This is a genomic window from Pedobacter nutrimenti, assembly GCF_032678445.1.
Lineage (GTDB): Bacteria > Bacteroidota > Bacteroidia > Sphingobacteriales > Sphingobacteriaceae > Pedobacter > Pedobacter nutrimenti_A.
The window spans coordinates 348,760-362,802 of the sequence record NZ_JAVTSQ010000002.1 but is presented as its reverse complement, the minus strand read 5'-3'; the positions used below and the strand labels follow the sequence as shown (position 1 = coordinate 362,802).

At 42.8% G+C, this 14,043-nt stretch carries 9 protein-coding genes and 1 riboswitch; of the genes, 4 read left to right on the top strand and 5 right to left on the bottom strand.

Annotation, left to right across the window (positions count from 1 at the left end; translation table 11 throughout):
* Window positions 1-3: 3 nt before the first annotated feature.
* The 3 genes from R2S08_RS04270 to R2S08_RS04260 form a co-directional block, all read right to left on the bottom strand.
* The gene (locus R2S08_RS04270) at window positions 4-3,399 is read right to left on the bottom strand and encodes a TonB-dependent receptor (RefSeq protein ID WP_316833994.1); all 3,396 of its coding nucleotides are present in this window, start codon (window positions 3,397-3,399) and stop codon (window positions 4-6) included.
* 134 nt (window positions 3,400-3,533) lie between these two features.
* Window positions 3,534-4,493: a FecR family protein gene (locus tag R2S08_RS04265; protein WP_316833993.1), complete on the bottom strand. Its 960-nt coding sequence runs from the start codon at window positions 4,491-4,493 to the stop codon at window positions 3,534-3,536.
* 57 nt (window positions 4,494-4,550) lie between these two features.
* Window positions 4,551-5,105 carry an RNA polymerase sigma-70 factor gene (locus R2S08_RS04260; protein WP_316833992.1) on the bottom strand — a complete coding sequence of 185 codons (555 nt, stop codon included), beginning with the start codon at window positions 5,103-5,105 and terminating at the stop codon, window positions 4,551-4,553.
* 195 nt (window positions 5,106-5,300) lie between these two features.
* Window positions 5,301-5,400: riboswitch (SAM riboswitch) on the top strand.
* 58 nt (window positions 5,401-5,458) lie between these two features.
* Here R2S08_RS04260 and R2S08_RS04255 point away from each other — a divergent pair.
* Window positions 5,459-6,622: a cysteine desulfurase family protein gene (locus R2S08_RS04255; protein ID WP_316833991.1), complete on the top strand. Its 1,164-nt coding sequence runs from the start codon at window positions 5,459-5,461 to the stop codon at window positions 6,620-6,622.
* 156 nt (window positions 6,623-6,778) lie between these two features.
* On the opposite strand, the gene R2S08_RS04250 is transcribed toward R2S08_RS04255, so the two are convergent.
* On the bottom strand, window positions 6,779-7,393 hold the full coding sequence (locus R2S08_RS04250; RefSeq protein WP_133779177.1) for a porin family protein: 615 nt from the start codon (window positions 7,391-7,393) through the stop codon (window positions 6,779-6,781).
* A gap of 357 nt (window positions 7,394-7,750) precedes the next feature.
* On the opposite strand from R2S08_RS04250, the gene R2S08_RS04245 reads away from it, so the two are divergent.
* A complete protein-coding gene (locus tag R2S08_RS04245; RefSeq protein WP_316833990.1) occupies window positions 7,751-8,335 on the top strand; it encodes a DUF4136 domain-containing protein in 585 nt (194 codons plus the stop codon).
* A gap of 128 nt (window positions 8,336-8,463) precedes the next feature.
* Window positions 8,464-10,170: a glycoside hydrolase family 3 protein gene (locus tag R2S08_RS04240; protein ID WP_316833989.1), complete on the top strand. Its 1,707-nt coding sequence runs from the start codon at window positions 8,464-8,466 to the stop codon at window positions 10,168-10,170.
* Between the two features lie 5 nt (window positions 10,171-10,175).
* On the opposite strand, the gene R2S08_RS04235 is transcribed toward R2S08_RS04240, so the two are convergent.
* The gene (locus tag R2S08_RS04235; protein ID WP_316833988.1) at window positions 10,176-10,709 is read right to left on the bottom strand and encodes a thioredoxin family protein; all 534 of its coding nucleotides are present in this window, start codon (window positions 10,707-10,709) and stop codon (window positions 10,176-10,178) included.
* Window positions 10,710-10,808: 99 nt separating this feature from the next.
* Between R2S08_RS04235 and R2S08_RS04230 the strand changes: the two genes are divergently transcribed.
* Entirely contained in the window at window positions 10,809-14,039 is a 3,231-nt protein-coding gene (locus tag R2S08_RS04230; protein WP_316833987.1) for a UvrD-helicase domain-containing protein, read from the top strand.
* Window positions 14,040-14,043 lie beyond the last annotated feature (4 nt).

Below are 14,043 nucleotides of genomic sequence, written 5' to 3'. Positions count from 1 at the left end.
AAATTATAAATTCACACTTAATCCAAGCAGGAAGCTTCTGGCTTGCGGATAACGTCCTACATCCAATCCATTGTTGTCCATTCCGATTTCCGGATCAAATCCTGAGTATTTGGTAATGGTAAACAGGTTGTTTGAAGTCGCGTAGATACGCACAGAACCTGTTCTTAATCTGTTGCTCACCGACTTAGGTAGGGTATAGCCCAGGGTGACGTTTCTTAAGCGCAGGTAGGAACCGCTTTCCACGTAGAAATCAGAAGCATTGAAGTTGCCATTGGCATCAGAAGTAGAAATGATCGGTACTTTTCCATTTGGATTTTCAGGAGACCAGGCATCCAGAATTCCAACCAGCTTGTTATAAGAAGGACCGCTGGCGCTGTAAGTGGTGCGTTTTACGGCATTAAACAATTTATTGCCATAAACACCCTGTGCAAAAATATTCAGGTCAAAGTTTTTGTAGTTGGCATTGAAGCTCAAACCATAAGTGAAGTTTGGATAAGCACTGCCCGCAAAATACCGGTCTTTGGCATCAATTGAACCGCTGTCATCCAGATCGGCGAATTTGAAATCACCTGGTTTTGCATTGGGTTGAATTTTAACCCCCTTAGAGTTTTTGTAGTTGTCTACTTCTGCCTGTGTCTGGAAAATACCCTGCGTTTTCAATACATAATAGCTGTATAAAGGCTGTCCGTCTGTGATGTATAAAGGTGCAACTTCGTTTCTGAAATTTGTAGAAGGCGTGATGCTGTTGAGTCCGGGAGCAAGCTCGATCACTTTATTCTTCAATTTCGTTAAAGTCGCATTGATGGAATAGGTAAATTCCCTGTTTTTCTGGCTGTTGTACGTCAATCCCAACTCAATACCCTTATCCTGTACCACACCGGCATTAATGGTCTGACTGTTTAGTCCCGATGTTCCAGGTAACGGTCTGGTCAGGATCATATCCGAGGTGTTTTTAATAAAGTAGTCTGCGGTAAGGGTCAGGCTGTTTTTTAAGACACCCAGGTCAATACCAATATTGGTTTGTTTAGACTTCGCCCACTTCATGTTAGGGTTGGCCAGAACGGTAGATACGTAACCATTTTGTACAGCAGGTACCTGGCCGAAATAAGCGATGGTACTTTGTAATAAGGGGCTAACATCTTGTGGTGATAAGCTGGCCAGGTTACCCAGTAAGCCATAACTTCCCCGGATTTTGAGTTCATTTAACCAGGTGCTTTCCGCTAAGAAATTTTCCTTGGTCAATACCCATCCTGCAGAAGCTGAATAATAATACTGATACTTGTTGTCTGATTTAGGGAGCAAAGAAGAGCCATCATGGCGGCCAATTACGGAAAGGAGATATTTATCAGAGTAGGTATAATTTGCTCTTAGGAAAAGAGAAGATATCGCTTCTTTAACCACATCACTTATTGCAGGTTCAAATACAGTTGCATTAACCAAATACCGTCTGGAAGGAGACTCATCATCAAAACCATGTCCAATCACAGAAAAGCCCTTGGAGCTCTTCTTCTGGAAAGAATAACCACCTGTAAAATCCAAATGGTGTAAATTGATATCTGTTTTGTAAGACAGTACCTGTTCTGCAAGGATGTCATTCAGGGTTCTTTGTTTTTCTTCCAGAGAGTTGATCAGGACAGGTTTTCCTACTTCCGGACGTTTCGGTGTAAAAATAGTAGAGTTGTAAAAACCTTTGGTTACACTTAAATTCGATCTGAAGGTCAGGCCTTTTGCCAGGTTAACGACAGCATAAGGATTCACGACCAATGTGTTTTCCGGCTTATTCACATCCAAACGCATCAAATCAGCAACCGGATTCACGATATCTCCGTAATCACCAGCGTATTGTCCGCCAGGTAAACCAGCAAAAGATCCGGCCGGATTATAAGGTGTACCGTTGGTTGGGTAATAAATGGCAGAAAGCAGAGCGCCTGTATAGTCGCTGCTGGTATTTGCGCCTTGTCCATTGGTGCTGCTGAAAGATAAATTCTCACCTACTTTTAACCAGGAGGTCAGCTGATGGTCAGAATTGATCCGGAAATTATAACGCTTTGCATTGGTATTTAAAACGATGCCTTCTGCTTTTCTATAATTGAAGCTTAGGAAGATATTGGATTTCTCCGTTCCACCAGAAATACCTAAGTTATAATCCTGTGTATTTCCTGTTTTGAAAACCTCATCCATCCAATTGGTTCTGGTGATCTGTCCGTCAGGATATTTTGCCGGATCAAAAGCAGGAAGAATGGCAGTTCCACCGTTTTTAGCTGCGGTAGCGGCTACCGTAGCACGTTGAGCAGCATTTAATGGCTGTAACTTTTTCCAGGCGCTTTGTGTTCCGTATTTACCATCAAATGTAATCTGCAATTTACCACTTTTGCCTCTTTTAGTGGTGATCAGGATCACCCCACCGGATGCTCTTGCACCATAAATGGCAGCAGCACCATCTTTCAATACAGAAATAGATTCAATATCATTTGGGTTGATAACCGGTGCACCATATCCGATAGTTCCGTCTCCTCTTGTTATAGGAGCGCCGGTAACGATAGATCCATCTATCACATATAAAGGGCTTTCTCCGTTAATCCCACCAGAACCCCTGATGTTTATCCTTGGGCCCGATGTCGGGTCTCCACCTTCATTGGTTACAATGACACCCGGTGCTTTCCCTGCCAGAACTTCTCCAACGCTGTTTACCGAGCGGGAATTCAGCTGATCCAGGGAAACGGTACTTACCGCGCCGCTTAGAGTGGCTTTTTTCTGGGTTCCATAACCCACTACAATCACCTCACTCAGCAAGGATTTGTCTTCCTGCAAAATCACCGTTATATCATCGCTTCCCGCAAATTTCACCTGTTTGGTTTTATAACCCACCATAGAAAAAACCAGGATGGCATCGTCCGGAGCGGAAATAGAGAACTTTCCGTTCGCATCGGTTGTGGTGGCTTTTGAAGTCCCCTGTACCTTTACCGATACCCCAGGCATGGTCATTCCAGTAGAATCTTTAACCACACCTTTAAGAATCCTGTCTGCCTTTTTAGGCGGCTCAGGAAGGCTTCTAAGTAAAATATAATCGCCTTTCTCTGTATAGATCAGGCCTAGTTTTTTAAGAACAGAAGCTACTTTCTCATTTTTTGAAAAATCGCTTTCTGCTTTGTGCTCTGCAAGCAAGTCTGGATTGTACACAAAATGAAGCCCGGTTGCACTTTCAATCTCTTTGATCAGGGAAATAGCAGACCGGTCTTTGGCTGCTTTCAGGCTCACCGTACTTTTTTCCATTTTTTGTGCCATGGAAGGAGAGGCCAGAAGCGCCCCGCAGAAGGTACACAGGATAGAAAAAGTTAATAAGGAGTATTTCATGGCTTTATAAAGAGCTGGTAACCTCTTCTTTGAGGATTTTTTCATATTTTTATTTGTTTTATAACATTAAATCGTGTTTTAAAATAAGCTGGGCGGTTCAATTGGCGTTAGAAGCCCGGCTCCAAAAATTACCGGTGCTGATCTGATCAGTACCGGTTTATACATTTTCTTCTATACACTCATTTTTTATACACATTAAAGGTTTTATGATCGTCTGATTGGTTAAATTTTAAGTGATGAAGGCTACACAGGATGTCCAGGATCTCTTCCGGTTTTTGTCTGGTATTAAAGGAGGCCGTACATTTCCGGTTACCCAGTACAGGGTTGTCCAGCTCTATCTGAATACTGTAAGCATAAGCGAGCTTTTCTAATACCTTTTTTAAAGGGGTTCCTTCAAAAACAAGGTTGACATACACGGGCTGAGGTGTGTAACTGATTGCAGCAAGCTGTCTCTTCTTGTCATAGGAGATTTGCTGACCTTTTTCCAGGGTACCGAATACCTGGTGCGAATTCCCAACGGCCACTTTTCCTGTGGCCACTGAAACCTCAATTTTCGGGCTCAAATGATAAGATTTGATCCGGAAAGACGTTCCCAGAACTCTGGTGTAAATATCGTTTGAAGTTTGAACGGTAAAGGGCCGCTGTTCCTCATGTGCTATTTTGAAGAAAGCTTCTCCTTCTGTCAGTTTAACCAGGCGGCTGTTGTGTTTAAACTTTGCAGGATAAACGATCCGGGAGGAGGGGTTCAATGTAATTTGTGAACCATCCGGTAAAATCAGATCCTTTTTTTCACCAGGCAGGGTAGCCACCGTTACCAATTTTTCAGGAAGAGCTTGGTGTCTGGAAAAATGCAAAAAAGCCAGTCCGGCTCCACAAACCACAGCAAGCACCGCCGCGGTGCGGAGTACAAATTGCAGCATCGGAAACCTTTTGTGGATTGTTCTTGTTTCTCTGGTCATTTCCTCCTGAATCCGGGCGGATATCCGGGCATGGATTTTTTCTTTGGCGGCAGGATTTAACTGTACCGGATGTTTATCGTATTCCGCGTACCATTCTTCCACCTGTTTGCGCTCAGTTGGAGTTGCGGTATGGTCCGTATATTTTTGGAGCAGTAGACTAGCCCTTTCTTCTTTTGTCATCTATATACATGTCAGTTCAAAAAAAGAATGGTACTACCCAATACCGTTAAGCTTGGGTTAAGTTTGTGTTAACAGGATCAGAATGCTTAAGATGAGCAAATAAGACAATCTTTTCTTTACGACTTTTAATGCTGCGGAAATTTGATTCTTAACCGTTTGAGCAGACAGGTTCAACTCCTGGGAAATCTCTTGAATGGTTTTTTCCTGCTTCCTGCTCATGGAAAATATAAGTCGCATCTTATCAGGTAGTTCCATCAGTGCTTCATCAATTTCTTTATGGAGGTCTTTTAACAGGAGCTGGCTTTCTGCCGAAGCAGCATTTTGTTCTCCAACCAGCATCGTCAAATCGTCCTGGTGTTTTTCTTTAACAATCGCCGATTTAAAATAATTGATGACCTTATATTTTACCGCACCCTGCAGATAGGCCCCCAGGCTCCCCTCAATCACCAAACGTTCGCGGTTTTCCCAAAGGGAAATAAAAATTTCCTGTGTAATGTCTTGTGCAACCTCTTCATCACGTACCCTTTTGTACACACTGTCTAAAACAGTCTCCCAATAATTACGGTAGATGTTTTCCATAGCAAGTGTATCTCCTTGTTTTAAGGAAGTCACCAGGTCAGGGATAGAAAGGGTAGCTGTTGTTTCGATGTTAAAATTTTTAACAAATCTACATCGGCAATATTCCCTTAATGTTAAGAAATCCTTAAAGAGCGTAAGAATTACGGGGAGAAAAAAAAATCATAAAAAGTATACTTAATTAGTAGACTATTATTACCTTTGTTTTAAGAATTCGTTCTTAAACGTATTTACTTATCCAGAAAGACTGAGGGAAAGGCCCTGTGACGTCTTAGCAACCTGTTATCGTATAAGGTGCTAACTCCTTCCGCATGTTGCGGAAAGATAAGATTGATGATTCCATCTGAATTTCTGAATAAGTAGCTTTTATCAAATTTTAAATTAAAAAGATGAAAATTTACTTAGACAATGCCGCCACAACTCCATTAAGCAGAGAAGTTTTTCAAGCAATGGAACCCTATCTTTTCGAGAATTTTGGAAATCCATCTTCCGCCCATCAGCATGGCAAAGCCGCAAGAACGGCTATTGAACAATCCAGAGGTATTATTGCTGACCTGCTGGAAGCGAGCCCGGACCAGATCGTATTTACCTCGGGTGGAACGGAAGCCGATAATACTGCAATTGTTTCAGCCATCCGGTCCAATGGAATCCGGCTGGCCATCACCACACCTTTTGAACATCATGCGGTTTTGAGCACGCTGAGAAATTTACAGCACAACGGGGAAATCAGGGTGATCTATTTAAAACACGATGAAAAAGGAAACTTATCCCTTTCCCACCTGGACCAGTTCTTGTCTGCTCATGAAAAAGCTTTTGTTTCTGTAATGCACGGAAACAATGAAATTGGAAATCTGAATGATATTTATGAAATCGGAGAAGTCTGTAAAAGCTACGGCGCAATATTTCACACCGATACTGTTCAGACCATGGGGCAGTACAGGTATAATACCTCAACATTAAAAACAGATTTTTTAGTAGGCTCTGCCCATAAATTTCATGGGCCTAAGGGAACCGGCTTTCTATATAAACGTTCCTTAACACCATTACAGCCATTGATCAATGGCGGATCACAGGAAAAAGGACAGCGTAGCGGCACTGAAAATGTGACCGGTATTGTAGGCCTGGCCAAAGCCCTGGAACTGGCTTACAGGAATTCATCAGTTTATCAACCGCACATTCGTCATCTTAAAGAAAAAATGATTTACAATCTGATCCGTAAAATCCCGGGAATTAAATTTAACGGTAATTCTGCTGTAGATCAACTGAGTCTGGCTACTGTATTGAGTGTATCTCTCCCAACTCCTGCCGGAGGACAGTCTCCTTTGGTTTATCTGGACCAAAATAACATTTGTGCTTCTGGCGGAAGTGCCTGCAGTAGCCATTCTAATGCAGGATCTCATGTACTCAGTGCTCTAGGTGGTGATTTTGACCGCACAACCATTCGCTTTTCCTTTAGCCGTTACAATACTGAAGAAGAGATCGATTATGTGGTAGACAAGCTGGCAAGCTTATATGTAAAAGACGCCCTCAGAGAGTTGAGTACGGTTTGCTAGATGGATCAGTAGTCGTTCCATACGATTGCAGTTTAACTACAAAATGAGTGCGCCATGAGTGCGCCTTTTAATTGAAAAAAGGCGCACTCATGGCGCACTCATAGCGCATTCAAGGCGCAGTCATTCAGAACGATGTCTTAACAAAAAGACAAGGATTTAGAATTTATAACCAAAGCCAACAGAAAACACCTGGTTTTTATATTCCGGGGTTTGGGTACTGCCATTTTGGTTGTTCTTTTGGAAATCGAGTGCATAACGGCCATGAATGTCGACGTTGCTATTGATGTCATAACGGAAACCGATAACGCCACCAAACAGACTTTTCTTGAAACGATCTGCATCATCTTCAACAATTTTCTCTTCTGCCGAACCAAAACCATTTTTGAATTTATTTTTGGTAGAGAGCAGGAAGGAGACCTCAGGACCTACAACCAGATGTAATGGGCTTGCACCAAGCTTAATCGTTGCCAGAACAGGAATGTCAATAAAATTGGTCGTCTGTGTAAATTCTCCAACATCAGAGGTGAGTTTATAGCCTTTTTGAGAATACAAGAGTTCCGGTGTAATCGCCAGACCCTCTATCAGATTAACATCCAGTGTTAAACCGGCATTAAAGCCAGGGTTTATTTTGGTGCTGAAATTATTGTTCCCATTATCTTTGATGATGTTGGGAAGGTTAAGCCCGGCTTTGATACCGATTCTTATTGGACTTTGAGCGTGTACAGCACCTGCAACGAACAGGCTTGCTGCCAGAAAAATGAGCTTCTTCATGTTAAGGGATTTTTAGGGTTCTTAATTGTTTCATTTATTTGTCGGGTATAGAACTGAAATAAATGTGCCAGTAAATCGAAGACTTTAATGTCGAAAAGGAATAATCCACCTTGGAAGGGTTGCTATCTGTTTTTTATAGGGTAGATAAAAAAAATGAAACCTAAATAAGAACAGGTTAAAGAGCTTTGTAAAACTGTATCAATTTTGATACATAAAAATTCAGACCCGGAAAATAAATTAAACTTTTTTCCCTGTTAAGTGTCTCATAGATAGTAATCAGTTCTCAATAAAGGACAAAAGGTTAGTCATCCCGGTAGAAATGATTGCAATATGTAATTATAGAAAGGATTAAAAAATATGAAAAGACTAATTTTTATGCTGTTCACCATAAGTGTAATGGCTTCAGCATGTTCTTCTTACAGCTATTATGCAGTGAGTAACAAACCACTCAGTACCCAGCATTATAAGACCTATGCCTGGATACCTGAGGGTTATTCCAAATCATCCAGTTTTTACAACAATGACGTGGCAACAGACAGGATTGTTGATGCGGCAAGTAAAGAGATAGAGAAAAAAGGTCTGGTACTCGATAACCAGAAGCCCGATATCCTGATCAGGTATACAGCCGTGGTCAATAAAGAAACCCGGGAGTACAACGACCCTGTATATTACAATCCTCCAGCAAGGTTAAGTCCAAGGATTGCTTATTACCGGGGAAGGGCGTACAGATATTTTTCTTATTATGACCCTATGCCAGTATATGCGGGTAGTGAAGCCAGAAGGGAAAATGTAAAAGCTGGAAGTATTATGATTGACCTGATTGACAGGAAAACTAAAAAAATAATCTGGAGAGGCTGGGCAGAGGGGGATCTGGACAATCCTCAAAAAGCAGTGGATGATATTCCACAGGTAGTGACCAACATATTTAAAAAATTACCTTAATCATGAGGTGGATAAAAAATCCTGAATTGGTTGAACTGGTTCAGGATTTTTTATGGCTTTATTTTTTCGAAAGTCGGCGGTGTTCTATTTTGTGTTTATCTTTGGGCTCCTAACCATTCGTTAAAATAATGAAGTTTAAGCATTTTTCGGCTTGGGCATTTGTTGCCCTCGCTTCCATATCTACAGTTAATGCCCAAAAAAAGTCGTACATAGAAACACTTTCCGAGCCGAATCAATGGGTAGATTCTGTTTTTAATAAATTGAGCAGGCGTCAGAAGATCGCACAAATGTTCTTTGTCAGAGCTTTAACCAATTCTACAAAGGCCTATGAGGATTCAATCGGAAATGTAATTAAGAAAGAACGAATAGGAGGTCTGGTGTTTTTTCAAGGTGGCCCGGGCAGGCAGGTGATCCTCACCAATAAATACCAGGAACTGGCACGTGTACCGCTGCTGGTTACTTCTGATGGAGAATGGGGTTTGGGTATGCGCCTGGACAGTACCATTTCTTATCCGTACCAAATGGCACTGGGGGCAGTTCAAAATAAAGAGCTGATCTATAAAATGGGACTGGAGGTTGCAAAAGATTACCGGAGAGTGGGGATGCATATGAACCTGGCACCCGATGTTGACGTGAACAATAACGCAAAGAACCCGGTCATCAATTACCGTTCTTTTGGCGAAAATAAATATAACGTGGCTACCTCTGGTGCGGCCTATATGAAGGGGATGCAGGATGGCGGTCTGATGGTGAGCCTGAAACATTTCCCGGGGCATGGGGATACTGATGTGGATTCTCATTTTGACCTGCCTCAGCTGAATTTTACTAAAGCCCGCCTGGACAGCCTGGAGATCTATCCTTTCTGGGAACTGATCCGGCAAAATGCCTCGGGTGTGATGATTGCTCATATGAATATTCCGGCGCTGGACAATACCCCACATATGCCTTCAACCTTGTCAAAACCTATTGTAACAGGGATCTTAAAGGAAGAGCTTGGTTTTAAAGGCATCATTATTTCCGATGCGATGGAAATGAAGGGGGTGGTGAAATATTTTAAAGATGGTGAAGCCGATGTGATGGCGGTGATTGCCGGTAATGATATCCTGGAACTTTCGGAAAATAGTGACCGGGCCATTAAACTCGTTCGAAAAGCTGTGCGCTCGGGAAGGATCAGCATGGAACGGATTGACGAAAGTGTGAAAAAGATTCTCATGGCCAAATATTGGGCAGGTTTAAACAAGAAGGACAGCCTGGATGAACATCATGTGCATGCCGATGTGAACCGTCCGGAGAGTCTGGCGTTACGTCAGGAACTGGCCAATGCTGCGATGACTTTACTGAAAGGGCGTGAACTGCTCCCTCAGCTTGATAAAGAAAAAAGAACAGTAATTATTAGCCTTGGAACACCAGAGGTAACCGTATTCCAAAAAGAACTGGGGGCTTATTATCAGAATGCTGTTTTTTATACTTTAGATAAGAATGCAAATGCCAATCAGATTGCGGTGGTGGCGAGAGAACTCGCTGGTTTTGACCAGGTGATCATTGGTATACATGATACCCGTACCCGCCCGGGAAATGGAATGGTGCTGAGTGCAGACCTGAAGATGTTCCTGAAAGACCAGAGCCAGAAAAATGCCTGCTTTGCCGTTTTTGCAAACCCTTATAACCTGTCTCAATGGAGTGGGTTGGAGAATAGTAAATTCTTGCTGGTGGCTTATCAGAAAGAAGATTTTATGCAAAAGGCGGCAGCATCCGTATTTAAAAACGAAGTTAACCCCAGCGGAAGATTGCCGGTTACGGTCAATATGTTCTTTAAATACGGAGACGGCCGGTAGTTAATTTAGATCGTTGGCGCATGCAGCGCTTTGTAAGTCCAGTTGTTTAAAAAGCCCTGGACTTTTTTTATGCTGTGGCCTTTGCCTTCTGTTTTGCTTTCTTCTGCATCTCTTTCCAGGTATCCGGAATCCTGAATGTGAAGAACTTTTCCTTCTCCGTCGAGGACAACGAATACAGGAAAGCCAAAACGTCCGGGATTGCCTAGTTTGCTTAAAACAGCGGTGTTTTTATTTTCCGGGCTCCAGTTGACCAGTACCCATTCAAAATTGTCGCCAATCAGCTTTTTCAATTCCGGGGTTTTGTCTACCAGTTCATGAAAGCGGATGCACCAGATGCACCAGTTGCCACCTACCTGTACCAGGACATTCTTTTTTTCTTTCTTTGCTTTGGAAATCGCTGTATTTAAATCTGCCTGTGCGTTGGCGTTAGGATTATAAATGTGTACGGCTTCTTTTTTTTCGCCTTCTTTTTTATCCTGGGCCTGGCCTGCTGCGGCAACAGAGATCAATGCAAGGAATAATAATGCTTTTAGTTTCATCTGTGTTTTTATTTTAATGGTGAGGTGGAGCCTTTGATGATTATGTTATTCATGTCGGGTTCGTATGGTAAATTTACAAATAAGTTCTAGCTTTACCTGATGCCTCAACAGCCACTTAAAATATTACAAGCTTCTGCCGGCTCTGGTAAAACCTTTAGCCTGACGGCACATTATTTAACTCTTTTGCTTTCTTCAGAAACCAAATACAGGGAAATTCTGGCGGTAACCTTTACCAACAAAGCAACCGAAGAGATGAAAACCAGGATCATGGAAGTGCTGAAGGGTTTTGCGCAGGGGGATACATCTAAAAAGATTGCTGATTACCGGGATATCGTATTGAAGGCCCATCCGGATTTGGATGCCGGAGGTTTAAAACGAAAATCAGATGTCATCTACAGGAAAATCCTGCACGATTACAGCCGTTTTTCGGTGAGTACCATTGATGGTTTTGTTCAGAAAGTGATCAGGGGCTTTGCTTTTGAGCTTGGGTTGGACGCCGGTTATGGTTTGGAAATGAATTACGATAAGGTAAAGAACGAACTGGCAGAGCGTTTGGATAAGGCTTTGGACAAGAACCCGGTACTGCTGCAATGGATCATTGACCTGGCCCTGGACCGGATCAATAACAATTTGAGCTGGAACTACAGGAGGGAACTGATTGAGCTGACGAATGAGATCTTTAAGGAGCGTTATCAGCCTTTTGAACAGGCCGTGAAAGAACTGGGAGAAATTGCAGACCTGGATACCTTGTTCAAAGACTATAACAAGATCACCCGGTTGAGCATAGAAGCGTTTGAAGGTACTGTAAAGGATTTGGCAGAACAGGCTTTGCAGATCTTTCAGGTAGAAGATATTGACGTTGGCGATTTGAAAGGAAAGTCCCGCTCGCCTTTGAATAATCTTCAGAAGATTGCGGACGGAGATTTGTCTAAGATCAGCAGTTTGGCTAAACTGGTGGATCAGCCGGAAGAATGGTTTCAGAAAGCTGCGGTAAATACGGCCTATGATGAACTTAACCCGGTGATTGCTAAACTGGTCTCTGCTTACCAGGAGGGATTGTCTGCTTATCTTTTGGCCCAGGCCTTCAATAAAAATTTATATTACCTGAGGCTGATGCAGGAAATGGCAGTTTTACTGAAGGAATACCGGAATGAAAGTCCGAACCTGCTGATCAGTGACGCACAAACCCTGTTGAAAGGGATTACGGATGATGCGGACGACAATCCTTCCTTCATTTGGGAAAAAATGGGAAACCGGTACCGGAATTTTCTGTTTGATGAATTCCAGGATACCTCAGCGAATCAATGGGGAAGTTTTAAGTCTTTGCTGACCAACGCCATGGCTTCGCCCAGCGGGAAATTAATAGACCACCTGATTGTGGGGGATACCAAACAATCCATTTACCGCTGGAGGAACGGAGACTGGAATATTTTGCACCAGCAGGCTAAACAGGATGTTCAGATCCATAATGTAGTAGAAGATAGTCTGGAAGAAAATTACCGGAGTACGAAGAATATCATCCATTTTAACAATACACTTTTTAAGCAGCTGCCTCAATTGATGCAATCGGGCTTAAATGGTGCTATTGCAGAACAGGAAAGCCTTCCTGATCTGTTGAAATGGTGGCAGCAACAGGGCTTTGACCAGATTGTTACCGATGTGTATGCAGAAGCAGAGCAGAAGACAACACCTTATACCCTGGAAGGCGGGACCATCAGTTTTAATGTATTTAAAACGGATCCTGAAGGAAATGCACTCACCAAGACAACCTTCCGGGACCTGGCTTTAAGTAAAATGATTGCAGAGCTTGATGTTCTGTTTACCGTAAAAAAATATAAACCCCGCGATATTTGTATCCTGGTCCGGTCGAATTCTGAAGCGATTGCCGCGGTAGAAACCCTCATGGAGCAGGGGATAGATGTGATTTCGGGAGAGGCACTGTTGCTGAGCAATAATACCGCGGTGAAGTTGATCATCAATACTTTGCAGGTGATGGGTGGCCTGGCGGAGAACACCGCTTTGTATAAGGCCAATTGTATTAGCCTATATGCCAGGCTGCAGCAAAAATCCGTTGAACCTCATCACTTTTTCTCTCTGAAGTTTAAGAGTCTGGCCCAGCTGGGTGATTTGCTTCCGGAGAAGCTTTGTGCGGAATGGCAGACCTGGATGCAGCAGCCACTTCCTGCTTTACTGGAGAAAATTATAGAGGCTTACGGTCTGAATAAAAAAAGGAATGCGATGATGCTGCCTTATTTATTTGCATTGAGGGATCTGGCCGGAAGCTTTGCGCTGCACGGTGAAAAAGGAATCGCTGCCTTCCTGAATTATTGGGAGGAAGAAGGGGCGAGAAGAACATTGCCTTCTTCTGAAAATACAGATGCGGTACAAGTGATTACCATCCATAAATCTAAAGGTTTGGCTTTTCGTGCGGTCATGCTGCCATTTTGCAACTGGGATATTAATGGTAAAACCAATGGGATATTCTGGGTTTCTGCAGCGAATACCCCTTATCACCATTTGCACAGCATCCCGTTGAAGTATACCAAAGAACTGGGGCGGTCAACGGTGGCGAGGCCTTATTTTGAAGAATTGCTGTACAATAATATGGACGCTTTGAATATGCTTTATGTAGCTACAACAAGGTCAAAGGAATATTTGTACATCAGTGTTATGGGTAAAAAGACCGATACGGTGAGTAATATCGGCGATTTGCTTTCTAAGGTTTTTGCAGACCAGTTGTCTGAAGAAGGAAATTACCTGATCGATGATCCGGTACCTTCCCTGCCGGAAAAGGAAGTTTTAAAAATGGAGATTGAACTGGAACTTTATCCGGTATCGGACAGATTGAGCCAGGTTTTTGATGCAAGACTGAAACGCAGGGAAATTGATTTGCTTACCGGAGAAAGTGCCGGGAGGACGGGGACTATACTTCATGAGATCCTGGCTTCGGCAAGTGATCCGCAGGAAGTGGAGGAGGTGCTGCAGACCCTGCTGCTGGATGGTATTTTTAAAGCGGAGGAACTGCCTTTTCTGCGCAATCAGGCCTTATCTGTTTTGCAGCACAGCGGGCTTCAGGAGATTCTGACGGGCAGTGAGGAAAGTTTAAATGAGCGGAGTATTATTGATGCCGAAGGAAAAAGCTACCGTCCGGATAAAGTGCTGATGAAAGGTAAAGAGGTTACCATTATTGATTACAAATTTACCCAGCAGGAAAGTAATAAACACATAGAGCAGGTAGACCACTACAGAAGTTTACTGCAGGCGATGGGTTATACGACGGTGAATACGTATTTGTTCTATGCCTTAACCGGAGTTTTGAAAAAAGTATAAAAAT

Excerpts from the sequence above, each read along its gene's own strand:
- R2S08_RS04230 (WP_316833987.1), top strand. The coding sequence starts at position 10,809 with ATGCCTCAACAGCCACTTAAAATATTACAAGCTTCTGCCGGCTCTGGT.
- R2S08_RS04245 (WP_316833990.1), top strand. The coding sequence starts at position 7,751 with ATGAAAAGACTAATTTTTATGCTGTTCACCATAAGTGTAATGGCTTCA.
- R2S08_RS04255 (WP_316833991.1), top strand. The coding sequence starts at position 5,459 with ATGAAAATTTACTTAGACAATGCCGCCACAACTCCATTAAGCAGAGAA.
- R2S08_RS04240 (WP_316833989.1), top strand. The coding sequence starts at position 8,464 with ATGAAGTTTAAGCATTTTTCGGCTTGGGCATTTGTTGCCCTCGCTTCC.
- R2S08_RS04235 (WP_316833988.1), bottom strand. The coding sequence starts at position 10,709 with ATGAAACTAAAAGCATTATTATTCCTTGCATTGATCTCTGTTGCCGCA.
- R2S08_RS04270 (WP_316833994.1), bottom strand. The coding sequence starts at position 3,399 with ATGAAAAAATCCTCAAAGAAGAGGTTACCAGCTCTTTATAAAGCCATG.
- R2S08_RS04250 (WP_133779177.1), bottom strand. The coding sequence starts at position 7,393 with ATGAAGAAGCTCATTTTTCTGGCAGCAAGCCTGTTCGTTGCAGGTGCT.
- R2S08_RS04265 (WP_316833993.1), bottom strand. The coding sequence starts at position 4,493 with ATGACAAAAGAAGAAAGGGCTAGTCTACTGCTCCAAAAATATACGGAC.